At 33.0% G+C, this 24,948-nt stretch carries 23 protein-coding genes; 6 read left to right on the top strand and 17 right to left on the bottom strand.

The window, feature by feature from the left end:
- The 17 genes from ACTTBN_RS03580 to gcvT form a co-directional block, all read right to left on the bottom strand.
- Positions 1–1,422 (bottom strand): cryptochrome/photolyase family protein, encoded by a 1,422-nt coding sequence (locus ACTTBN_RS03580; protein ID WP_440681030.1) that lies wholly within the window; start codon positions 1,420–1,422, stop codon positions 1–3.
- A gap of 5 nt (positions 1,423–1,427) precedes the next feature.
- Positions 1,428–2,558 carry a diaminopropionate ammonia-lyase gene (locus ACTTBN_RS03575; RefSeq protein ID WP_440681029.1) on the bottom strand — a complete coding sequence of 377 codons (1,131 nt, stop codon included), beginning with the start codon at positions 2,556–2,558 and terminating at the stop codon, positions 1,428–1,430.
- 4 nt (positions 2,559–2,562) lie between these two features.
- Positions 2,563–3,888, bottom strand: a complete 1,326-nt coding sequence (gene glnT, locus ACTTBN_RS03570; protein ID WP_440681028.1) for a type III glutamate--ammonia ligase — start codon at positions 3,886–3,888, stop codon at positions 2,563–2,565.
- Positions 3,889–3,922: 34 nt separating this feature from the next.
- Positions 3,923–5,230, bottom strand: a complete 1,308-nt coding sequence (locus ACTTBN_RS03565; protein ID WP_440681027.1) for an FMN-binding glutamate synthase family protein — start codon at positions 5,228–5,230, stop codon at positions 3,923–3,925.
- Positions 5,231–5,911, bottom strand: a complete 681-nt coding sequence (locus ACTTBN_RS03560) for a protein glxC (RefSeq protein WP_440681025.1) — start codon at positions 5,909–5,911, stop codon at positions 5,231–5,233.
- A gap of 3 nt (positions 5,912–5,914) precedes the next feature.
- Positions 5,915–6,793, bottom strand: a complete 879-nt coding sequence (locus ACTTBN_RS03555) for a class II glutamine amidotransferase (RefSeq protein WP_440618154.1) — start codon at positions 6,791–6,793, stop codon at positions 5,915–5,917.
- 12 nt (positions 6,794–6,805) lie between these two features.
- Positions 6,806–6,958 (bottom strand): hypothetical protein, encoded by a 153-nt coding sequence (locus tag ACTTBN_RS03550; protein WP_440634356.1) that lies wholly within the window; start codon positions 6,956–6,958, stop codon positions 6,806–6,808.
- A 58-nt stretch (positions 6,959–7,016) separates the two neighbouring features.
- Positions 7,017–7,247 carry a hypothetical protein gene (locus tag ACTTBN_RS03545; RefSeq protein WP_440618156.1) on the bottom strand — a complete coding sequence of 77 codons (231 nt, stop codon included), beginning with the start codon at positions 7,245–7,247 and terminating at the stop codon, positions 7,017–7,019.
- An 11-nt stretch (positions 7,248–7,258) separates the two neighbouring features.
- Positions 7,259–8,659: an ammonium transporter gene (locus ACTTBN_RS03540; protein ID WP_440681024.1), complete on the bottom strand. Its 1,401-nt coding sequence runs from the start codon at positions 8,657–8,659 to the stop codon at positions 7,259–7,261.
- A 126-nt stretch (positions 8,660–8,785) separates the two neighbouring features.
- The gene (locus ACTTBN_RS03535) at positions 8,786–9,199 is read right to left on the bottom strand and encodes a hypothetical protein (protein WP_075506197.1); all 414 of its coding nucleotides are present in this window, start codon (positions 9,197–9,199) and stop codon (positions 8,786–8,788) included.
- A gap of 9 nt (positions 9,200–9,208) precedes the next feature.
- Positions 9,209–10,612 (bottom strand): FMN-binding glutamate synthase family protein, encoded by a 1,404-nt coding sequence (locus ACTTBN_RS03530; protein WP_440652227.1) that lies wholly within the window; start codon positions 10,610–10,612, stop codon positions 9,209–9,211.
- Positions 10,612–11,466, bottom strand: a complete 855-nt coding sequence (locus ACTTBN_RS03525) for a GXGXG motif-containing protein (protein WP_428079748.1) — start codon at positions 11,464–11,466, stop codon at positions 10,612–10,614. Before ACTTBN_RS03525 ends, ACTTBN_RS03530 begins: the two co-directional genes overlap by 1 nt.
- Entirely contained in the window at positions 11,454–12,398 is a 945-nt protein-coding gene (locus ACTTBN_RS03520; RefSeq protein WP_440681023.1) for a glutamine amidotransferase, read from the bottom strand. Before ACTTBN_RS03520 ends, ACTTBN_RS03525 begins: the two co-directional genes overlap by 13 nt.
- A 38-nt stretch (positions 12,399–12,436) precedes the next feature.
- Complete coding sequence (locus ACTTBN_RS03515) at positions 12,437–13,906, bottom strand: glutamine synthetase family protein (protein ID WP_440681021.1); 1,470 nt, start codon at positions 13,904–13,906, stop codon at positions 12,437–12,439.
- 70 nt (positions 13,907–13,976) lie between these two features.
- Positions 13,977–15,305, bottom strand: a complete 1,329-nt coding sequence (locus tag ACTTBN_RS03510) for an NAD(P)/FAD-dependent oxidoreductase (protein ID WP_440681020.1) — start codon at positions 15,303–15,305, stop codon at positions 13,977–13,979.
- A 102-nt stretch (positions 15,306–15,407) separates the two neighbouring features.
- A complete protein-coding gene (locus tag ACTTBN_RS03505) occupies positions 15,408–15,758 on the bottom strand; it encodes a hypothetical protein (RefSeq protein WP_440656951.1) in 351 nt (116 codons plus the stop codon).
- A gap of 4 nt (positions 15,759–15,762) precedes the next feature.
- Positions 15,763–18,102, bottom strand: coding sequence for a glycine cleavage system aminomethyltransferase GcvT (gene gcvT, locus ACTTBN_RS03500; RefSeq protein ID WP_440681019.1), 2,340 nt, complete (start codon positions 18,100–18,102; stop codon positions 15,763–15,765).
- A 145-nt stretch (positions 18,103–18,247) separates the two neighbouring features.
- Here gcvT and ACTTBN_RS03495 point away from each other — a divergent pair, with 145 nt between their 5' ends.
- From ACTTBN_RS03495 to glpK, 6 genes are all read left to right on the top strand, one after another.
- Positions 18,248–19,192 carry an ABC transporter substrate-binding protein gene (locus tag ACTTBN_RS03495; RefSeq protein ID WP_440681018.1) on the top strand — a complete coding sequence of 315 codons (945 nt, stop codon included), beginning with the start codon at positions 18,248–18,250 and terminating at the stop codon, positions 19,190–19,192.
- An 83-nt stretch (positions 19,193–19,275) separates the two neighbouring features.
- A complete protein-coding gene (locus ACTTBN_RS03490; protein ID WP_440633621.1) occupies positions 19,276–19,653 on the top strand; it encodes an MORN repeat-containing protein in 378 nt (125 codons plus the stop codon).
- Positions 19,653–20,204 carry a hypothetical protein gene (locus tag ACTTBN_RS03485; RefSeq protein ID WP_440681017.1) on the top strand — a complete coding sequence of 184 codons (552 nt, stop codon included), beginning with the start codon at positions 19,653–19,655 and terminating at the stop codon, positions 20,202–20,204. The genes ACTTBN_RS03490 and ACTTBN_RS03485 overlap by 1 nt, the downstream gene beginning before the upstream one ends.
- 65 nt (positions 20,205–20,269) lie before the next feature.
- Positions 20,270–21,301: a quaternary amine ABC transporter ATP-binding protein gene (locus ACTTBN_RS03480; RefSeq protein WP_440633620.1), complete on the top strand. Its 1,032-nt coding sequence runs from the start codon at positions 20,270–20,272 to the stop codon at positions 21,299–21,301.
- Between the two features lie 3 nt (positions 21,302–21,304).
- A complete protein-coding gene (locus tag ACTTBN_RS03475; protein WP_440681016.1) occupies positions 21,305–23,458 on the top strand; it encodes an ABC transporter permease in 2,154 nt (717 codons plus the stop codon).
- 4 nt (positions 23,459–23,462) lie between these two features.
- The gene (glpK, locus tag ACTTBN_RS03470; protein ID WP_440681015.1) at positions 23,463–24,941 is read left to right on the top strand and encodes a glycerol kinase GlpK; all 1,479 of its coding nucleotides are present in this window, start codon (positions 23,463–23,465) and stop codon (positions 24,939–24,941) included.
- The last annotated feature ends 7 nt before the right edge of the window (positions 24,942–24,948 follow it).

Below are 24,948 nucleotides of genomic sequence, written 5' to 3'. Positions count from 1 at the left end.
TTATTTTTTCTTCAGAGATTGAAATGCATCCAATGCAGCAGCTCTTGCTTTTTCATGAATAACTATTGGTTGTGGATAGTCTTTACCTATAATTGTTTTAATAGCCTCTTGATATTTGATTTCCATTTCCCAAGGTTTGTGAATAAATTTTGCAGGAACTCTATTTAATTCAGGAACCCATTTTTTTACATAAATTCCTTCCTTATCAAATTTTTCTCCCTGAAGAATAGGATTAAAAATTCTAAAGTATGGTGCAGCATCAGCTCCACAACCAGCAACCCATTGCCATTGCGCAACGTTATTAGCTTTATTAAAATCAAGTAAGCAGTTTCTAAAATGCTTCTCTCCCTCTATCCAATTAATTCTCAAATGTTTTACTAAAAAGGATCCTACAACCATTCTAATTCTATTATGCATCCATCCAGTTTCGTATAATTCTCTCATACCAGCATCAACTATCGGATAACCTGTCATACCTTTTTTCCATGCTTTTAAAAATTTTTCATTTTTAGCCCATGGGAATTTATCAAATTCTTTTCTAAAGTTGCCTTTTAAGAATTCAGGAAAGTAATTAATTAGACTATGAGAAAATTCTCGCCAACCAAGTTCGTTTATATATTTTCTATATCCTATTCCTTTTGATTTTAGCTCACTACACTTTTTCCAAATTGTATTCACATGAATTTGACCAAATTTTAAATATGGGGACAACCTAGAAGTACCATTTATAGAAGGGATATCTCTATTAGTCCCATAATCTTTAATTTTATTTTCTAATAAATCTTTTAGAATTTTTTGAGAATCATTTTCTGAAACTTTCCAATATTTATCAAATTTTTCATACCATTTTTTATTTGGTAAAATATTTTTTACATCAATAGAATTTTTAAAATAATTGATTGCTTTACTTTTCTTTTTTACTATGTAATTTTTACTTGGTATTTGATTTAGATAAATTTGTTCAGCAGTTCTCCAAAAAGGTGTAAATACTTTAAACGGTGTACCATCATTTTTAGTTACTTTTTGAAATTCATTTAAAATATTTCCTTTAAAATATTTGTATTCTATTTCGTTTTTTATAAATACATCTCTTATTTTTTTTCCTTTGGATATAACATCTGGTTCATAAATTTTATTCCAATAGATAGATACATTATCTTTTTTTTTAAGCTTTGAAAAAATATCCAACTCATCACCTTTTAAAATTTCTAGATTGATTTTAAATTTTGAAAGTTCTGTTTTTATTGACTCTAATGATTTAAATAACCACCATTTCTGAGCTTCTCTTTTATTATCAAATTCATTATTGTTATAAATATATAACGCAATCACATTCTCATGATTATTAGTTGCAAAGGAAAGAGCTGGATTGTTATCAATTCTAAAATCTTCTCTAATCCAAAATATTCCAGTACTTTTCATTATAATTATTTTTGATTTACTAATTTTTGATACATTTCTTGATCAGTATCGCCCTCACAACCAAAAATTAATACATTAGAATTTTCATTAAGATCAATTTTTGTCTTAATTGTTTCATCTTCGCAGCTTGCAATTAAACTAATTACACCTGGTGCAGCATTTTCACCTGCAATTATACTCTCTTCACTAAAGCTTGCATTTCCAAGTAATTTCATAGTTTTTGCAATATCATCATCGGGTAAACTTATACAGTGTTTAACCGAGTTTTTTAAGATCTCCCATGGCACAAGTGACACTTCTCCACACGACATCCCACCCATTAAACTTTCTCGTTTAATATCAATTTTTTCTATTTTACCAGTTTTAATACTTTCCATTACGCAAGCTGCACTATCTGGTTCTACGACAATTATCGTTGGAATATTATCTAGATATCTTGCAATTCCAGCTACCATTGCACCGGCCATACCACCAACTCCGGCTTGTAGAATAATATGAGAAATTTTTTCATCATTAATTTGTTCAGCTATTTCTTTCATCATAACTGAATACCCAGCCATAGTATATTTAGGAACTAGCATATAATCTTTCCAAGCAACATCCTGAACAATTTGCCAATCATTTTCTGTAGATTGTTTTATGCATTCAATCAAAGAATTTTCGTAATTGCCTTTAACTTTTATAACTTCTGCACCTAGTGCCTCCATAGCTTTGCCCCTTGCATCACTTACAAATTCACTAATAAAAATTTTACATTTTAAACCTAATCTTTTTGCACCCCAAGCAACAGACCTACCATGATTTCCAGCTGTAGCAGTCGCAACTACTATTTCTTTATTTCCTTTAGTAACTTTTTCAACTGCATAAGCTCCTCCTAGAGCTTTGAAAGATTTTAAATTAAATCTTTTATTTTCGTCTTTATAAAAAATATTTTTTAAATTTAATTCTTTTGTTAATTTGTTTAATTTAATTAAGGGTGTAGGGGAGTATCCTTCCCATTTTGAGATAGAATTGTACGCATCATCCAGGTCTTTTGAAGTTAATGAGTTTAAAATTTGACCTTTATCAAATGAATATTTTTTATTATCTACAAATTCAGTTAATTTCCATTGATGACCATTAGATAAAACAGTCATTGTTTCAACAATCTAGGGTGTTGTCTTTTTCCCACTTAGTTACAGGTTTTCTCTTATTAAAAGTTGATGAGCTTTTGAAATTTTTAATTTCAGATCTTTTTAATTTTGTATAGCTAGCAATAACATCTTTTCCAAAAGCATTTGATAAAGATTTACTCTTTTCAAGCATTTTTATGGCTTGTTCAATATCATTAGGTAATTTTTTTAAATTAGGATATTTTTTAAAATCTTCGTACATGTTGCAGTGAAGTGGTTTTCCTGGATTTAGCTTTTTATTTATACCTTCTAGACCAGCAGCAATTATTCCTGCTTGTAACAAATAAGGGTTAGCAGACCCATCCATTAATCTTAATTCAAATCTTCCTTGATCCGGTATTCTGATCATGTGAGTTCTGTTATTACCTGTATAGGAAATACTGCTTGGTGACCAAGTTGCACCAGATTTTGTTGGTGGTGCATTAATTCTTCTGTAGCTATTTATTGTTGGATTAAAAAAAGCAGACAAAGCTTGAGTGTTATTCATTATACCACCTAAAAAATTGTAGGCTAATTTACTAAGCCCAAGATCATCTTTTTTATCTAAGAATTTATTATTTTTTCCATTCCATACTGATACATGCGCATGGCAACCATTACCTGTTAAATTATGAAAAGGTTTTGGCATGAATGTTGCTCTTAAACCATGTTTTTCGGCTAAACTTTTAACCATATACTTAAAGAATACATGCCTATCTGCTGTGACAAGTGAATCTGAATAATCCCAATTCATTTCGAATTGACCGTTTGCGTCTTCATGGTCATTTTGATATGGCTTCCATCCCATAGCAAGCATACAATCACAAATCTCTTTGATTAATTCATATCTTCTCATTAATGCAGACTGGTCATAGCAAGGTTTAGATTGGATATCTCTTCCATCAGCTATTGAATTTCCATCTTCTGATATTAAAAAGTATTCACACTCAACGCCTGATTTCATTTGTAATTTTTTTTGAGACATTTTTTTAATTTGCTCTTTAAGCATTACTCTTGGTGATGCCTTTACTTGTTTACCATCCATATATAAGTCTGATGCTAACCAACCAACTTCTTTATTCCATGGCAATTGAATTAAACTGTCTGGATCAGGCACACCGAACATGTCACTATCAGCTGGTGTCATATCTAGCCATGTTGCAAATCCAGCAAATCCTGCACCATTTTTTTGCATTTCACCAATTGCTTGGGCAGGGACTAATTTTGATCTCAGAACTCCAAATAGATCTACAAAACTAATTAAAAAATATTTTATTTTTTTTTGCTTTGCAATTTGAGATAAATTTTTTGGCATAATTAATCCTACTTGTTTAAAAAGTTGAATTCAATTATTTTTTTCCTGGTATCCAATCTGTACCAGCTAATGGAACCCTTGCCATTGCTGCAGCCTCAACAGTTAGTGCCGCCAAATCCTCAGGTTCTAAGTTTCTTACATCTGATTTTCCATTAGCTCTTGCCAATGTTTGCAACTCTAAAGTTAAAGTTGTTAAATAATTCTTAATTCTTTTTCCACCTTCTATTGGGTCTAATCTTTTTTCTAATTTAGGATCTTGTGTTGCAACTCCAACCGGACACTTACCTGTATGACAATGGTGACAATATCCAGGTTCAGTTCCTAGTTTTTTATAATCATCAACATACAATTCAGCATTACAATTTAGAGCCATCATTGCTGCTGATCCAATAGATACAGCATCAGCACCCAATGCCATTGCTTTTGCAACGTCAGCACCAGTTCTTATTCCTCCAGATACAATTAATTGAACCTTTCTATGCATATTTAATTCTTTAAGTGCATCAACCGCTTCTCTTAAAGCTCCTAAAGTTGGAATTCCAACGTGTTCTATAAATATATCTTGAGTAGCTGCAGTTCCTCCTTGCATTCCATCTAACACCACTACATCTGCACCAGCTTTTACTGCCAATGTTGTATCGTAATAAGGTCTAGCAGCACCTACTTTAATATAAATTGGTTTTTCCCAATTAGTTATTTCTCTTAATTCTTGAATTTTAATTTCAAGATCATCAGGACCTGTCCAATCAGGGTGCCTACATGCACTTCTTTGATCTATTCCCTCAGGTAAAGTTCTCATACCGGCAACTCTTTTATTAATCTTTTGACCAAGGAGCATTCCGCCGCCGCCTGGTTTAGCACCTTGACCAACAACAACTTCAATAGCATCAGCTTTTCTTAGATCATCTGGATTCATTCCATATCTTGATGGCAATAACTGATAAACCAAATATTTTGATGAACCTCTTTCTTCTTTAGTCATACCACCATCACCTGTTGTTGTAGAAGTTCCCATTGCAGAAGCACCTCTTCCAAGAGCTTCCTTCGCATTTGCTCCTAAGGCCCCAAAACTCATTCCAGCAATTGTAATTGGAATGTTTAATTCAATTGGTTTTTTGGCAAATCTGTCTCCTAAGACTACTGAGGTATTACAAGTTTCTCTGTAACCTTCTAATGGATATCTTGACATTGATGCTCCTAAAAAAACTAAATCATCAAAATCTGGAACTTTACGTTTAGCTCCTAAACCTCTTATTTGATAAATTCCTTCATTAGCAGCTCTTTGTATCTCTTTAATGGTTGAGCTTGGAAATGTTTTAAATTCTTTAAGATTTTTTTTCATTTAATAAGATCCAACATTATCAATTTTAAAATTATATAATTTTCTAGATGATCCATATCTTTTAAAAGTTTTAGGATCTTCTGAAATATTAAGTTTTTTAAATAGTTTACTTAATTCATCTATATTTTTTTTATCCATTTTCTTTTCAACACAATCTGCACCTAGGCTTTTAACTTTACCTTTTACAAATATTTTAGCCTCATAAATCGAATCCCCTAGATCAGAATCTGCATCACCCATCACAACAAGATTTCCTTTTTGAGCCATGAATGCTGACATATGACCAACAGAACCCTTTACAACAATGTCAATACCTTTCATTGATATTCCGCATCTAGAGCTTGCATCACCTTCAATAACCAATACTCCTCCATGACCTGTTGCACCTGCAGATTGAGATGCATTTCCTTTTACAACAACTTGACCTGACATCATGTTTTCAGCAACGCCAGTTCCTACATTTCCTTCAACTGTAATATTTGCTTTTTGATTCATACCAGCACAGTAATATCCAGTATGTCCTTTAATTTTAATATCTATATCATCTTTTAATCCTGCACATATAGCATGTTGCCCTTGAGGATTTAAAATTTCAAATTTTCTATTATTTTTTTTTCGATCAATATTTTGCAGATGATTATTAACCTCTCTAAGTGTTTTTTTATTTAAATCAAACTTCATATTTTACCAGTGATAAACCACACCAGGTTTTGGTTCAAAAATTTTAGCTGAGTTTACATTTGGAAGATGAGCCATTGCTTGAAATTCTGATGCGACTGCAACATAATCTTTTGTTTCAGCAACAACTGCTGGCTTACAAGCAATTTCATCTCTTAACAATGCAAAGCCATTTTTTGTTCCTGCTATAAATGTATAAAAACCATCAAGATCTTTTAAGCTATTTTTTAAAGTTTTTTCTAAATCTTTGCCTTTTGATATTTGATTTGAAATATATCCTGCTGCGACCTCAGTATCATTTTCTGAATTAAAATTTTGACCTTCTTTGATTAGTGATCTTCTTACATTGTTATGGTTTGATAAAGAACCATTGTGCACTAAACATTCATCTTCTGATGTAGAGTAGGGATGAGACCCTTCAGTTGTGATTGCACTTTCAGTTGCCATTCTTGTATGTCCAATTCCATGTGTTCCAGAAAAAGAGGAAAGTTTAAATTTTTTAACTACATCTTTAGGATTTCCAGTTTGCTTAAAAATATTAATACTTTTTCCGTAACCAACCAAAGAAACTTCAGGTATTTTTTCTTTTAGTAAATTAAGAGTTTTAGCGGGTTTCTCTCTTGTTTCTAAAACTACATGATCTGAGTAGTTATTTAATTTTATTCCTTTTAGATATTTGGATATTTTTTTTTTAAATTCGCTGAATTCTAATTTGTTAAGACAAATTGAATATTTATAATTTTTATTATTTTCTTTGGTGTAAATTGCAAATCCTGCACTGTCAGGTCCTCTTGTTGCCATACCATCTAGCATTCCAGATAAAAATTTACCTAAATGTTTTTCGTATTTTTTTGTTTTTAAATAAATTCCAACTATTCCACACATAATTTCTTAAGATTATTTAAATAAAGATATTAAAAAATCCTTATAGTAGATTAGATTAACCACTACAATAATTATCACAGCAGCTATAACTCCGTATTTCGCCTTAGGAAAAGCTACCCCTCTCATTTTAGAGGGTCTTAATTCTTCATTATTTTGATCTTTCATAATTTTTTCCAAAAAAAAAAGGCGCCACAAATTATGTGACGCCTTCTTTTAATTTTAATTACCAATCAGTAATATTGCTTTTATGGTCGTTAGCACCATGTTTCTTTTTAGCTAATCTTGAAAGTTCATCACTCTCAGATTTTGCAGTTAAGACATGCCAACCAATCCATAAGATTACAGCAATGATTACCAGTATTCCTTCACTAGATCCAGCACCAGGGTAAACAGCACCAACCACTTCCTCAGCTGGTTTGTTAAGGTGATCTATCCAGTTTGTTACTGTAGCCATATATTTCTCCTTTACCTGGTTGCAGATGAAACTGCTTTTTCATCTTCTTTAGCAGCCTCCATCATTTCATAATCTAGTCCAGCTATTTCTACCTCTCGAGGGATTCTTAATTTACCCATACCGTGAAGCACTTTAGCTATGACATAGCCTGGTATTAGTCCAAGAACAACAAACATAATTATTGCTCCAATGAACTGTCCAAGAGGATTGATTGTTGCATAAGTAGTTCCATCCCACATAGCACCCACACTGTAACCAGATGAAGGGTAGCCCCATAAAACAAAACCACAAATTATTAGACCAACAACTCCTGCATAACCGTGAACTGCTACTGCACCAACTGCATCATCGATTTTGAACTTTCGTTCAACCCAGTAATGTAGTTTGTATGCAATCACAACACCGATCATACCAATGATCATTGATTGAATTGGATGATATAAGTCATTTCCAGCTGAAGCACAGATAACACCTGCTAGTCCACTAGAGTATGTCCAGAAAGGATCACCTTTAGCAATCCAATAACCAGCCAATAATCCTCCTGATAACGACATCAAGAAGTTAAAGGTAATACCACTAAGTGTTGTAGGAGTTACATATATGTTTGTAGCTGTCCAATAAGATATACCTTCCATTCCATATTCTGGACCTAAGTCAAAAATTGGAATGTTACATGCAGCATAAAATCCCCAGAAACCAGTGTAAATTAAAAATAATCCAACTGTTACTAGCCAAGGATTTCTAGGCCCAATGTTTCTTGGTTCACCACTTGATGAGAATTTTCCAATTCTTGGACCCAAAACCACAAGAACACCTAAAGCAAATCCACCTGCTACTGCGTGAATTACTCCTGATGCATATGCATCATGATATCCTAAAAGTTTTAGCATCCATCCATCAAAGTGCCATCCCCAAGCAGCATCAATTGTCCAAAATACAGATCCAATTGCAATTGCTAAAACACCAAATGCAAATGTTGTAATTCTTTCAATGATTGCTCCTGAAACGATAGAAGCAGCTGTCCAAGAAAACAGAAGGAAAGCAGCCCAGAAGACACCAGAAATGTGATCTCCTAGATTGATAGCCATAAGTTCACTTGTAGCTGTATACCAAGTAGCACTAAACGCAGACTCGTCTGTGATTAGAGCAGTACTCTCATTCATTATTGAAGGTGCTAATCCAGGTCCTGTTGGAAAAGCCCAGTAAATCCACCAACCAAATAAAAACCAAGTTACTGTTACCAAAGGTATCAGCATTGTGTTTTTCATAAGAGTATGTTGATGGTGTTTGTATCGAGAAGCTCCAACTTCATACATACAGAATCCAACGTGAATTAAAAACATCAGTACTACTGTTACCCAATAGTAGAACTCTGTAAATATGGTAGTAAGAGCAGCTAACTGATCAGTCATTTTCTCTCTCCATATTAGTTTTGCTAAACTTTATAAAATTATTGAGTTTGTTACAAATATAAAGAGATCTAAAAACCCAGTGAGATCACTAGGTTTTTAGATTTAAAATCAACTATTGATTGTGATTTAAAATTTTAGGTATGCTTTTTTCAAATCAACAAGAGGATGTTTTGGAGACATTTGAAACTTAACTAAAAGTTCTCTTGCAATCATGTCTCTGTCTTGTTGATTGTTAGGAAGTTTTATTGATTTTGGAATTGTTACCCATCCATTTGCATTTCTGCAAAACACAGCAGGTCTTCCTTCTTCATAACCCATGTGCACATCTTCTAACCAATTTAAATCATCCCATCCCATTGCCTCAATATATTTTTTTAAGAATGGAGTTATTTTCTTATAATCAGGCAACAGGTTAACGTCATATCTATAACCAATCGACTGGCCTATCATTTTTTCTCTAGCAGTTTGTTTTTTTACTCCAAACTTGACTTTTGAAACCTTAGCTTTTGATTTAGTTTTTTTAGTTTTCTTTTTAGCCATCGTTACCTCTTATATTTTATGATAGTTATCAACACCGACAGTGTAGTTTGTACCTGCAAGTGGAACTTTCGCTAATGCAGACGCCTCAGAAGTTAAAGCTGCTAAATCTTCTGGTTCTAACGAATGAATATTTGTCTTACCACAAGCTCTAGCTAACAATTGAGCTTCTAATGTCATTGAGTGAAGATAGTTATATACTCTCAATGCAGCATCATCAGGATTTAATCTTGCTCTTAATTTAGGATCTTGTGTGGCAACACCAACTGGACATCTTCCAGTATGGCAGTGATAACACTCTCCAGCTTTTACACCCATTTCTTTTTCGAAATCAGCCTCTGGAATATCTTTATTACAATTAAGTGCAATCATTGATCCTGTACCAATTGCAATTGCATCAGCACCAAGTGCTAAAGCTTTAGCCATATCAGCACCATCTCTTATTCCACCTGCATAAATTAATGTTACTTTTCCAGTTTTACCTACATCATCAATTGCTCTTCTTGCTTCTCTAATAGCAGCAATTCCTGGAATTCCAGTGTTTGCAGCAGCAATGTGTGGTCCTGCTCCAGTAGATCCTTCCATACCATCTAAATAAATAGAGTCTGGATCACATTTTGCAGCCATACGCACATCATCATAAACTTTAGATGCGCCAAGTTTTAACTGAATTGGAACTTTATTTTTCGTTAATTGTCTTAACTCTTCAACTTTTAGAGCTAAATCATCTGGACCTAACCAGTCAGGGTGTCTTGCAGGTGATCTTTGGTCAATACCTGATGGTAGTGATCTCATTTCTGCAACTTGGTCGGTTACTTTTTGACCCATTAAGTGTCCACCCATACCAACTTTTTGCCCTTGTCCAATAAATACTTCAATTCCATCAGCTAATTGAGCGTGATGAGGATTAAAACCATATCTTGATTGAATACATTGGTAATACCATTTCTCTGAATATCTTCTTTCATCTGGTATCATTCCACCTTCACCTGAACAAGTAGCGCTTCCCGCCATAGTAGCTCCTCTTGCTAAAGCAGTTTTTGCTTCATATGAAAGTGCACCAAAACTCATTCCTGTAATGTAAACAGGTATATCTAATTCAATTGGGTTCTCACATCTTGGACCAATTACAGTTTTAGTTTCACACTTTTCTCTATAACCTTCGATTACAAATCTTGTAAGTGTTCCAGGCAAAAATACCAAATCATCAAATGTTGGAATCTTTTTCATTAATGCCATTCCACGCATTCTGTATCTTCCTAATTGAGATTTAATGTGAATGTCGTCTATTACTTCAGGAGTAAAAATAGCATTATGTCCTAGTAGACTTTTATTTCTTTTTCCTTCTTCATGTACATGGACATCAGCTTTTCCACCAACGCCTTTACCATTCTTTTTACTTTTTTTCTTAGGCATTAAATTGCTCCCTTCTTCTCTGTAGGTTCTAAATTATCGTAATTCCAAAGTTTTTTACCAGCTACAATTTTTTTCATTTTACTTACATCAAAATTTTCACCAATTTCTGCAACTTTTAATTTTCTTTTTAACCAATCTTGGTCACTATCTGTTAGTTCAGCGTCTACGGCATCACTTCCGTAAGATCCAATTTCACCACCAACAAAAATAGTTCCATCGTACATCGAGTCTCCTAAATTAATTCCAACATTACCAAGAATTATTATTCTTCCTCTCTGCATCATGAAACCAGTGAATGCACCAGCATCTCCACCAATAATGATAGTTCCACCTTTCATATCAATACCAGTTCTAGCACCAACGCTACCTTTGCAGATTAAGTCTCCTCCTCGAATAGCAGCGCCAAAACAAGATCCAGCATTTTTTTCAATAACCACTTTTCCAGCCATAAGGTTTTCAGCACATGACCAACCAACTCTTCCGTTAATTCTAACGATTGGACCATCGCACGAACCCATTCCAAAATACCCTAAACTTCCTTCAAAAATTAAATTAAGTTTATTTAAAATACCAACACCTAAACTGTGTTTTCCTTGAGGGTTTTTGATTACAATTGTTCCGTAACCTTGGCTCATTAAATTATCAATTTCCTTGTTAGCTTCTGGAGCTGTCATGTCTTTTACATCAAGCTCAGTTCTTTTATTAAAATCTACATCGTATGTTCCAAAATAATAAAAGTTTTCAGCTTCATCAGGATTAAAGAATTTTTGTTGAGTTCTTCCTGTTAAAACCTCAGTATGCATACCCATAGATTGGGCTTTAGATTTTTTAGATACAGTTTTTAGATTTGCCATACTTTTACCTCCCCATCAAATGGATCATATGTGTCTATTTCTTGTGGTAATACAGATCTAATAGCTATTTCTTCTGATCCCATTGCAACTAAATCATCTGACTCATATAAAACTAAAGGTTTTGCAGCCATAGTGTCTTTAGCCATACCTAAAGAGTCTTTTGTCGCCACGAAGTAAGTAAATACTCCGTCTAAACCAGTTAAACTCTCTTTCATACCTTCTTCTAAAGTTGCTCCATCTCTCATTTTTTCTGCAAGATAAACTGCGATTAGTTCTGAGTCACACTCAGACATAAATCTCATTCCTTTATTTTCTAAAACTCTTCTATTGTTCCAATAGTTGGTTAACTGACCATTGTGAACTACAGAAACGTCACTAAAAGGATAGCCCCAGAAAGGATGGGCAGATTTGATATCAACACCAGACTCAGTTGCCATTCTAGCATGACCTATTGCATGAGTTCCAACAAGTTTATCTAGACTATATCTATCACAAACCATTTTCGCGTTACCTAAATCTTTAATAACCTCTAATGATTTACCCATAGATAAAATCTCTACACCCGGAATGCTTTCTATTCTTTGAGAAAAATCTAACAAATCTTTTGCATTGTAATCAATTTCATATCTTAAAGAGTAGGGAAGTGTTCTTTCTTCTTTAACAACTTTAGCTCCCATTTCAGCTAAAGTTTGATCTACAACTTTTTTTCTTTCATCATATACAGAAACATCTTCCATAATTGATGAACTTCCTTCTCCAACGTTCTCACCAACTTTAAAACGCATGATGAAATTTTTGCCGTCTGTATCTCCATACAAAGCATACCCAGTAGAGTCTTCACCTCTATGTTTTAACGCTTGAAGCATTCCTTGTAATTCGCTTCCAACATTTGAGGATTTTCCTCTATGAATTAATCCTGCTATCCCACACATATCCTTTATACCTTTCTATCTATCTATTAATTAACGACCTACGGTAAGCAATCAAGATAAGTATCCAGATCCCATTGAGTAGTAGCACCCAAGAATCTTTCCCACTCATCATTTTTGTACCAGTGGAAAACTTTATACATTTCATCTGGCATTGCAGATTTGATAACCTCATCCTCTGCAAGTCTAGCCAAAGCTTCACCAAGACTTAATGGAAGTTTTTTAACATCTTTACCAGCTTTTTGAGCTTCGTAAATATTTCTAGACTCAGGAGCAGCTGGTTTTAATTTTTTACTAATTCCATGATCACATGCTTTTAGTAATGCTGCACCTAATAAGTATGGATTATGCATAGAGTCTACTGATCGGTATTCAAATCTACCTGGTGCAGAAACTCTTAATCCACAAGTTCTATTTTGGTATCCCCAGTCAGCATAAACTGGTGCCCAGAAACCTTGGTCCCATAATCTTCTATAAGAGTTAACAGTAGAAGATCCTAATGCTGTTAGTGCTGGCAAGTGTTCCATGATACCCGCAATTGATTGCAAACCAATTTTACCTGGTAATTGCATATCTTTAGTATCAGGCATAAAAGTATTTGTTCCACCTTCAACGTAACTAAATACTTCTTCAACACCTGGAAGTTTTTTGTTTCCAAGTTTGTTTACTTTAACTTTTCCACCTTTCCATAGAGACATATTAGTATGACATCCACTTGCAGAAACTCCCATGAAAGGTTTAGTCATAAAGCAAGCTATCAAGTTATGTTCTCTTGCAACTTGAGCACAAATTTGTCTGTATGTTGATAATCTATCTGCGTTTCTTAAAACGTTATCATAAGTCCAGTTTAATTCTAATTGACCTGGTGCATCTTCGTGATCCCCTTGAATCATATCAAGACCCATCGCTTTTGCGTATTCAATTACCTTCATAAATACTGGTCTCAACGACTCAAATTGATCAATGTGATAACAGAATGGTTTAGAAAAACCTTTACCTGTAGGGGTTCCATCCTCATTTTTTGTTAACCACATCATTTCAGGCTCAGTACCAACTCTTAATTCTAGACCATGTTTTTTCTTAAATTCATCCATGAAAATTCTTAGATTTCCTCTACAGTCTGAAGTTAAGTGACCTCCTGGATTTTTTCTTTCTTCTCTGTTTCTAAAACATGTTACAAAAACTCTTCCAACTCTTTTGTCCCAAGGTAGTTGAACAAAAGTTTCTGGATCAGGAATTCCAACAAGTTCCATAGCCTCTGGACCATAACCAATATAGTTATTATGACGATCTAAAAATAAGTTTGCTGTTGCTCCGTAAACTAATTGAAATCCTTTTTCTGCTGTTCTTTCCCAGTGATCTGCAGGTATACCTTTACCTACGACTCTTCCTGTTACAGAAATAAATTGATAATAAATATAAGTTATCCCAAGTTCGTTAATTTTTTCTCGAACTTTTTTTACTAGTTTAGCTCTACCTGGCTGGTTAACATGTTTTTCTAGATCCGTCATTTTCACCCCTCAATGAATTATTAAATATTCAAGCGTAGCTGAAAACTTTATTCGTGTCTAGGCTTAGAGTTTAACTCCAAGGGAACGGACTGTTAGAAGTCGGATGAAGTTCACCCTTCTCGTAACGGTTGAATCTAAACGGCTTCAATAAATCACTTTCAGTACCAAGAATTTCTTTTGCAACAAGTTCACCAACACCAATCATTTTATATCCGTGATTAGCATCAGCAATCATGTAAACGTTTTCAAAAAATCTATCGAAGATAGGAAAAGAGTCAGGTGTCATACAGCCTAAACCACCCGATGGTCCTTTTCTGTATAAATCTGATTTTCCTTCAAATCTTTTTTGGCAGTGCGCAAGTGCTGAACACCACATTTCACTAAAAGCATCTGTTGTTTGATACTCTGGAGATTCAATTCCATAAGGATCAACATTTACTTCATCAAAATGTTTTTTAACAATGTAAGGAGAAGTTCCACCTTGTACACCCAAACCTTCAATATCAGGTTTATAATAAATTCCCCAAATTTTATCTGTTAATAATTTTTTTGTTTTGTCAGAGTACAAAGGTGCTGTTGAGTCAACGTGAACTACAGGCGGTTGTTTACCATCATTTGTTTTTAAGAAATCTGGCTCAACTCCAATTACTCCTTCTTGAAGCATCCAGTAAGTCCACATATCAGTTTCATGCATCTTACCATCTTTACCTTTTATGTGAGCTGTCTTTGGTAACTCTAACATATTCCAAAAATCTCTTGCCCATGGTCCTGCACCAACAACTACTTGTTCGCACTCAATAGTTCCTTTGTCGGTTTCAACACCAGTTACTGCTTGACTGTTACTTCCTTTTTTAAAACCTGTTACTCTTACACCTTTCATAACTTGCACACCATTAGATGTAGATTTACTCTCAAGGGCTTTAATTGAATCTTTATTAAATGCGTATCCACCTTTTTTCTCATGAAGAACAGAAGTGATACCTTGAGCTTGCCAATCATCAAAAATTCCCTTCATGTAATTAGTGCAATCTTTTTCACCTTCAATAAAAACTGACTCATATCCAATTGCTTTTTGTTGCTCATAAATACTTGCAACATCTTCATGCATTACCTCTGGAGATATTTGTAAGTATCCAACTGGATTATATTTGAATGCTTTAGGATCACTTTCCCAAACTGAAACTGAATGAGCCATCAATTCTCTCATTGCTGGCTGAAAATAATTATTTCTAACAACTCCACATGCAATTCCACTCGCACCAGCAGCTGTATCTTTTTTCTCTAAAACAACTATGTCACCAGGATTTTTGTAAGTTTCTGAAAGTTTCCATGCAGTACTCAAACCGTGAATACCACCACCGATTATCACTACTTTTGCTTTTGAGGGTAATGTCGTCATATCAAAACATTATTTTTTGATAATGTTAATTAATATAATTATTTATAGAAGTAAAAATTATATATAAAAATTAGATACTTTTTATATAAATCAAAAAATGAATTAATAACTGATGTTTTTTAGTGTTTCTAAGTAGTCATTAAATTCTTTAATAAATGACTCACTTGGGACTATATTTTTAATTCGCTGATCAGTTGAAGTTTTTTCTAGTTTAAAGAATCCTTTTTCACAAGCTTCAGTAATTATTAATGCTGATTTTGGCCTAGATGTTTTAAATAATTTTGTTTTTAATTCTTCAACAGATAATTTTGAGCCTTCTTTAAATGCAGACATAACTAACAACATCATATGATAATGAGAAGGTGACTTTCTGAAAAAATAATTACTAGAAGTATGAGATTGTTTCATTTGCTCTTCCCAAAAATCTAAAAGGGTCTTCTTTTCTTTTGGCATTTTTTTAAGATCTTACTCTAGATTTAGTTGGATCGTAGAATGGAAACCCAACAACTTTTGCATTAATTCTTTTTTGGTGACCATCTATTTTTCCAACTTCAACTTCTGTTCCAATTTCTGAGTATTGAGCATCAATTCTACACAAGGCTACATTTTTATTTAGAGTTGATGATAGACATCCACTTGTAACAACACCTACTTGAGCTCTGCCAATATGAACACAATCACCATGCCCAGCAATTTCTTTTCCAATTAATTCTAAGCCAACTAATTTTTTTTGTGGATTGTTTTTTCTTTTAATCAATTCTTCTTTACCAATGAAATCTTCTTCTTTAGTTTTCAAAGGAACCGCAAATCCAATTCCTGCTTCAAAGGGATCTTGTTGACCATCAAATTCATTTCCAAATAAAATTAATCCAGCTTCTATTCTAAGTTTATCAAGAGCAGCAAAACCAGCAGGAATTAATCCATCATCTTTTCCCGCTTCCATTAACTTATCCCAAACCTCAGGAGCATGGTTTGGATGACACCAAACTTCATAACCAAGCTCACCTGTATAACCTGTTCTGGAAACGATTAATGGAATACCTTGTAATTCTTCAATTCTACAAATTGTAAATCTAAACCAACCAAGCTCATCAATAGATGGTTGAGTAGGTGGTGTAAAAATTATCTTTTTTAAAATTTCTCTACTTTTTGGACCTTGTATAGAAACATTACTGATTTGGTCTGTTGAATTTTTAACATTTGCATTAAAATTTTTTTTCTTCGCTATTTCTTTTAACCATTCTCCAGCATACTCATCACCACAAATCCATCTAAATCCTGTTTCGCTTAATCTTAATAATGTTCCATCATCAAACATCATTCCATTTTCATAACACATTGCAGAATATACAACTTGGCCAACTGATAATTTTTTGATGTTTCTTGTAAGTGTGTAGTTTAATAATTCTTCAGCGTCTGGACCTATTATTTCAAATTTTCTAAGTGAAGATAAATCAATTAATACCGCATCGTTTCTACAGGCATTATATTCATTTACTATTCCGTGTTTCGTATAATCATTTGGAAGCCAAAAACCTCTCGCATCAACAAAATTTCTTGTTAGTTGAGAAGTGCGTTCGTGGAAACCTGAATTTCTTGTTAATTTTTTTTCTGAATCTGTTTTCATTCGAAAAGCAAATGACTTTCTAAATTCTTTATTTTTGTCATAAGTTCTAACAAAAATTTCAGTAGGATTCCATGAATTACAAGCATCAATATCGCTAGGACAAGCGGTAGTACCTATTGTTAAATCTTTTAACGCTCTAAACATTACATAGTCACCTGGTCTAGAATAAGATTCGTCTGATATTACCGAGTTTAATCCAGCAGCCGAAGTATTAAAAAATAAATTAATTGCATGCCATCCCTTTTGTTTTTGAACTCCATATTTAGACATACTCTCAGTTAAATTGTCAGAGCAATTAGGATGACCAAAGTAACCTGCATCTTCATAATATTTTGAAGTGCATGCAAGATTAAAAGTATCATGTTTACCAACGGTATCTCTTATTACTTCTACTAAGGGTTCATGATCAGTATCATAAAATTTTGAATGTAATCCAGGACCAGGAAAAGTGTTTCCCATAAAAGTTCTAGTAGTTTGCCAATCCAATCCTTTTTCAATTCCTTTTTCTAATTTTTTTGTATCAAATGCTACAAAGTCTGAACATTGTCTCCCAGTTGGACTTATAACTTGAATGTAATCTCCTTCTTTAACTTGGTAAGATGTTGATGTTTCTTTATCTATGTTTTCTTCATAAAGTGGTTCAAAAACTGGATCAGGTATAACGCTTAGCTCTTTATCATTTGTAATTTTTGCTCTTTTAATAAATATAGTTAAATCTGTCGGTGGATTTTGTTTGGTAACATCCATATTTTCGCCAGGTGCAGCAAAGATTGCATAACATTTATCTTTTGATTTAAGTTTAATCTTTTCTTCAGCTTTTGTATCAAGATCAAAAATTATGGACGATTTAGATTCTTTTATATTTAAGTTTCTTTTTTTTAATTGATAATTTGTTGCTAAGATTGTTTCATCTTTTCTATTTAAAATGTCTCTTATAAAATTTTTTTGACTGTTTTCTTTTAAATTTAAAATTCCTAATTCTGACTTTCCATCTTTATTAAAACAAATTATTTCACAAATTTGATTTCCTTCATCATTAATAATTTCTATTTCATCGTCTGGAAAAATTTGAAAAGCAGTAAGAGCGCCGCCATTTACAATATGTCTTTCAACCCCAGGTGGTAAAATATTTAATCCAGGATTTTTAATGTCTTTACTTGTTCCAAACATTTTTAAAATTTTTTAATATTGATATATTTTTTATCATCATTTTTATTGATTAAATATATATATATTTTTTAGAACTAATAATTCTTTACCTAGCTATTCGTTTTAACATAGAGTGTCGTTATTAATATTAATAGAGGGGAAAAAAATGAAAAAAATAATGTCATTATTATCTGCTCTAGTTATTTCTGTAGTAAGTTTCTCAGGAATTTCTAACGCTGATAGCAAAAAGCCCATCGTAATCCCAACTCATAACTGGTCATCTCAAATTGTAATGGCTTACGTTATTGGTGGAATTTTTGAAAGCATGGGTAACAACGTAAAATATGTAAACGCTGACTCACAAGCAGTTTATGAATCAATCAGAATTGGAGACGTAACTATTTCTCACGAAGTATGGGAGTCTGCATTCGGTAAGTCATTTACTACTGCTTTAGACAAAGGTGGTTTACTTGACTGGGGTGATCATGAGGCAAGAACTCTTGAAGATATGGGTTACCCGAACTGGGTTGTTGAAAAAGGTTTGTGCCCAGGTCTACCAGATTGGACAGCTTTAAAAAATCCAGACTGTGCTAAAAACTTTACAACACCTGACTCTCCAGATGGAAAAGGAAGAATGTTGGAAGGACCTCAAAGTTGGCACGGTGATTTAATTCCACAAAGAATTGAAGCTTTAGGTTTAGGTGATCTTTGGTGGGTTAAATTTGCTGGAGGTGCAGATGCACTTTGGGCTGAATTAGCAGCTGCTGAAAAAGAAGGAAGAGGAACTATAATCTTTAACTGGACACCAAACTTTACAGATGGTGCTGGTTTCACATTTATTGACTTCCCTCCTTACACAGCAGGTTGCAGACCGGAAGATGGTGGTGATGGTAAATGTGGTTCTCCTGATGGATACTTGAAAAAAGCTGTTCATGAGGATTTCCCAAAAACTCACCCAGATGCAGCAGCAGCATTTAAAAAGATGTCATTCTCAACAAGTCACATTGGTGCGATGGCAGCTTTAGTTGATGTTGATAAAATGACTCACGAAGATGCAGCTAAAAAATGGTTAGCTGACAACGAGTCAGTTTGGAAACCTTTTACTAAATAAGGGTAAAAGTTAAAAAAATTAAAATCTCCCCCAACTTGTTTGGGGGGGATTTTTTTTTATTGTAATTTGTGTAAAGTGACAAAATGAAAAAATTTCTAATTTTCATATTTTTAATTTCTTTAATTAACTCATCTGCATTTGCTCGAAGTACAGGATGTAAAGAAGGAAACTGTGAAAATGGTTTTGGTAAATGGATTTATACCGATAAGACAACTTATGAAGGTGAATGGGTTGCAACAAAAAAAGAAGGCCAAGGAGTTGAGACATGGCCTAACGGATATATTTACAAAGGTGAATTTAAAAATAGTCAATGGAGCGGAAAAGGAGTTTTGACTTTTCCAGATGGATCTACTTATGACGGTGAATGGTCCAAAGGTTTTATGAATGGACAAGGAACATTTACTTGGGCAGATGGTAAACAAAAATCAGGCACTTGGGTAAACGGAAAGTTACAAGAGTAATGTCAAAAGAAAATAGTTTAAATAAAACTGAAGACAATTCAAACTCAACAAAGCAATTTATTGGATTAGTTATTGTTACAGCAATAGTGATAGCTTTTTTTGCTGTTTTAAATGGAATATTTGGAGGGGGAGATGAGCTTGTAGAAAAAATGAAATTAGAAGAACAAAGAATTGCTGAAGAAAGAAAACTAAGTGAATTAATATCTAAATTACCTTCAGGAATATTAGTATCGTTCGATGGAACTGATCATTACAGATTAACTGATGAAGTGTATGAACAAGTATGTAAAGCTACAAAATTAATTCCACAACGTGCAATTATGGGAGCTAATTTTTTAAATTTTAGAGCACATGAGATTTACACAAAAAATGGAAATAAAATTGATGAAACATTTGTTAAGTGGGATCAAGAAAAAGGCAAGTGTTATGCAGGTTTTACTGTAAGTGGAAACAATGTAGGAATTGATGAAAGTATCACTGTCAGTGGAGAAGCCTTAAGTTTTTTAAGCACAGGTATTGATACAAGAGTTTACTATATTAAGAATTTTTAATGATGAAAGGTTACAATAATTAACATTTAAATTTTATTGAATTTCATATAACTTTGAAAAGATTTATGTCTGAGACCGTTATTAAGTGTGAGTCAGTTTATAAAATTTTTGGTGAGAATGCCAAAAAAATGCTTGAAGAATCTAACGGTAATGTAGATGCAAAAACATTTCAAGAAAACGGTTGCATAGTTGGAGTTAACAACGCTTCGTTTGAAGTTGCAAAAGGAGAAATGCTTGTAGTAATGGGTTTATCTGGTTCAGGTAAATCAACATTACTAAGATGTATTTCAAGATTAACAGATGCAACTGGAGGAAAAATTTTTATAGAAGGCCAAGACTTACTTCAATTAAACAATAAAGAATTAATTGAGCTTAGAAGAAATAAAATGGGAATGGTTTTCCAAAGCTTTGCTTTGTTGCCTCATAAAACAGTTGTAGAAAATATTGCTTTCCCACTTCAGATAAAGGGTATTAAAACTGAAGACAGTATTAGTAGAGCAATGGAAATGGTCAAACTAGTTGGACTTGATGGAAGAGAAAATTATTTTCCAAGAGAACTTTCAGGAGGTCAACAACAAAGAGTTGGGATTGCTAGATCTTTAGCGGTGGAACCCGATATTTGGTTCTTAGATGAACCATTTTCAGCATTAGACCCATTAATAAGAAAAGAAATGCAAGATGAATTTTTAAGACTTCAAGAAAAATTACAAAAAACAATTATGTTTATTACTCATGATTTTGATGAAGCTTTAAAATTAGCGGATCGAATTGCGATTATGAAAGATGGTATTATAGAACAGCTAGATACACCTGCTAACATTGTTTTAAATCCAGCTACAGAATATGTAAGAAAATTTACTGAAGAAGTTCCAAGAGAAAAAGTTTTAGTTATTGAAGATGTGATGGATAGTTCAAATAAAGATAATTTAGGAGATTTAAAAGTTTCAAAAGATGACATTATCGAAAATGTTGCAGAAAAAATTCTTACCCAAGAAAAAATTGTAGGAGTGGTTGACTCCAATAACAATATTATTGGTTCAATAAAACCTTCAACAATCATTGATACAGTTTTTGGAGGAAGAAAAAATAGTAGCTAGACCATGGAATATTTAAAAAAATACCCAAAGTTGTTTCAATGGATATTTTTGCTGGTTGTATTTTTTTCTCTATGTTTTGCAATAGATGTTCCTGAAACTTATAAATTTATAAGAGGCCAAGCAGAATTTGTAAAAGATCCTAACCAAAGTGTTTATTTTTTTCTAGGTAAAGAAGTTCGTTATTATGCGTTTGATGTGTTTTGGAGACTACCACCTTTACTTGGTTGGTTGCCTATCTGGATAAACGACTCTTTATTTTTCTTAATGAACGAGTGGATGCCAATGGAGTTTTGGAATGAAGATACTCAAGAGTTTAAAACAAGACCGCTGTTATTAGAGATAAGTAGAAATTTAACGTCTTTTATGACGTTTTTGATTGAGTTGATTAGAGAAATTTTACTTGGTGGATTAGAAACTATAGTTGCGTTCACTAGCTGGGATTTTATTGATGCTTATCCTTGGTTAGAATTACCAGGTTTACCTTGGACTATCGTTGCAGCCGGAGCAACAATACTTGCATATAAACTAAGTGGTATAGGACTTGCTTTATTTGCAGGTTTAACAATGGTCTATATTTCAATCTTTGGTCAGTGGAAACCTTCAATGCAAACACTTTCTTTTATATTAGTGGCTGTTCCTTTGTCATTTGCATTTGGTATCAGTCTAGGTATTGCTGCTTACAAAAGTAAAAGAGTTGAAAATGCTTTGTATCCAATTCTTTTAGTGATGCAAACTATGCCTCAATATGCAGTATTAGTTCCTGCACTTGTTCTATTTGGCGTTGGTGATCATGCAGCTGTAATAATTACAATGGTAGTAGCAGTTCCTCCAATGATTTTATTAACCATTCTTGGACTACGAGCAGTTCCTCCAGAGGTGATCGAAGCAGGAAGAATGAGTGGTTGCACAAATTGGCAGTTAATGACTAAAGTACTTATTCCAACCGCAAGAAGAGATATCTTAATAGGAGTTAACCAAGTAATTATGGTTTGTTTTTCTATGGCAGTAATCTCTGCGTTTATTGGTGCTAAAGGTCTAGGATTTAATCTATTGCTTGCTTTAAACCAACTTAACATTGGTCTCGCTCTTGAGGCAGGTTTATGTATTAGTTTGATTGCAATTCTATTAGATAAAATGTCATTAGCGTGGGCAAATCAACAACAAGATTATTTCGGCAATCTTACTTTTTTCCAAAGAAATAAAAATATTATATTTTTTGGTGGATCAGTAGTTGTTGGAATTGTTCTTGCTTATATCGGTACTTTTGTTTTCAAAGGTACATTTAATTATTTATTTGAAGTTCCGCACAACAAAGGATTTTCAACAGCTGATTTTTGGAACAAGGGTGTTGATTGGATTTTTGATACATTCTTTGTTTACATAAAAGCATTTAATACATGGTTAATTACAGAAGTGCTTCAACCAATGAGAGCTTTATATTTAAGAATGCCAGCTGTTGCCACTTTAGTATTAGCTGTAGGAGCTGGTTATCTAATTGGAGGAATTAGATCAGCATTAGTTGTTGCCGCTTTAACTTTATTTATAGCATTAAGTCCATGGTGGGATAGAGCATTGGTTACATTATACATGGCAACTTTTGGAGTAGTAGTTTCTTGCATAATAGGTTTTACAGTTGGAACTTTATGTTTCCAAAATAAAAAGTCTGCAGCGTTTATGTTAGGGGTTTGTGATATTTTTCAAACGTTCCCATCGTTTGTATACTTAATTCCAGTAATGATGTTATTTGGAATTACAGATACTTCAGTTTTAATTGCAGTAATTGTTTACGCAACAATTCCAGCAACCAGATACACTATTGAAGGATTAAGAAGTGTACCTGCTGGTTTGCATGAAGCAGCAACGATGTCTGGTGTTAATAAATTTCAAAGATTAACTAAGATTGAATTTCCATTAGCTTTCCCACATATGATGCTTGGAATAAATCAAACAATCGTATTTGCTTTATTTATGGTCATAATTGGAGCTTTTATTGGAACAGAAGATTTAGGACAATATATTTTAAAAGCATTGTCAGATAAAAATGGAGCTGGAATAGGATTAACACTAGGTATCTGTGTTGCTTTCATAGGATTGATTTTTGATAATTTAATCAGAACTTGGGTTGAGAAAAGAAAAAAACACTTAGGTATAGCTTAGTCCATTGAAAAAATTTATTATTTCCATCGATCAAGGAACGACATCTTCAAGAGTAATTTTATTTGATACAAAAGGTAATATTGTTTTTGTTTCACAATATGAATTTAAACAATATTTTCCAAAAAATGGCTGGGTTGAACATAATCCAAATGAGATCTGGTCCACAACACTTAGCGCTTTAAAACAAGTAATAAATAAAGCAAAAAAATTAAAAGGCCACATACTCACAATCGGAATTACAAATCAAAGAGAAACTACAATTCTATGGAATAAAAAAACAGGAAAGCCAATTTATAATGCAATTGTATGGCAAGATAGAAGAACTCAAGACTACTGTAAATTACTTAAGAAAAAAAATTATGAAAATTCATTTAGAAATAAAACTGGATTATTTATAGATCCATATTTTTCAGCAACTAAAATTAAATGGATTTTAGATAATGTTAAAATTTCAAAAAAACTTCTTAGTTCAAATGATTTATTATTTGGGACTGTAGATACATTTTTGATTTGGAAATTAACAAAAGGTAAGCAGCATTTAACAGAAGCATCTAATGCAAGCAGAACAATGCTGTATAATATTAATAATAATAAATGGGATAAAGAAATTTTAAAAAAACTAAATATTCCTCATAAAATTTTACCAGAAGTTAAAAACTCAGCAGATAATTTTGGAAAAACAGATAAAAAAATTACAGGAGTTGAAATTTCAATTTCTGCAGTTCTTGGCGATCAACAAGCTGCAGCATTTGGACAAACTTGTTTTGAAAAAGGATCTATAAAAAGTACGTATGGTACCGGTGCTTTTGTTATTATGAATACCGGTCCAAAGAAAATTAATTCAAAAAATAAATTACTGACTACCATTTGTTATCGATTAAATAATAAAAATACTTACGCCTTAGAAGGTTCAATTTTTATAGCTGGCGCAGGAGTACAATGGCTAAGAGATAAAGTAAAATTAATTAATAAAGCACCTGAAACAGAAAAAATTTCAAAGTCATCTAAAATTAATGATGGTGTTTTTGTTGTACCAGCTTTTAGCGGAATGGGGGCACCTTATTGGAGACCAGATGCAAGAGGAGTAATTACAGGACTAACAAGAGACAGTGATTGGAAAAGTATAGTGAGAGCAACAGTAGAATCTGTTGGTTATCAAAGTTTTGATTTGTTTGATTCAATGAACAAGGATGGTTTGAAACCAAGAATAGTTAAGGTAGATGGTGGAATGGTTGCAAATAATTGGTTTACACAATTTTTAGCTGACATTATTAATTTAAAAGTAGTTAGACCAAAAATATTAGAGACAACTGCTTTGGGTGTAGCTTTGTTAGCTGGACTTCAAATAGGAGAATATAAATCATTAAATCAAATCAAAAATATGTGGAAAAAAGATCGTGTTTTCTCTCCAAATATTAAAAAAACATTAAGAAACGAACTTTTAGCGGGGTGGAAACTAGCAATTAAAAAAACATTAGCGTAATCATTCT

Origin of the sequence: Candidatus Pelagibacter sp. HIMB1623 (assembly GCF_052047695.1) — a bacterium.
In the GTDB taxonomy this organism is placed as follows: domain Bacteria; phylum Pseudomonadota; class Alphaproteobacteria; order Pelagibacterales; family Pelagibacteraceae; genus Pelagibacter.
Note: the sequence above shows the minus strand (reverse complement) of the source record. Positions and strands in the feature narration are given on the sequence as shown.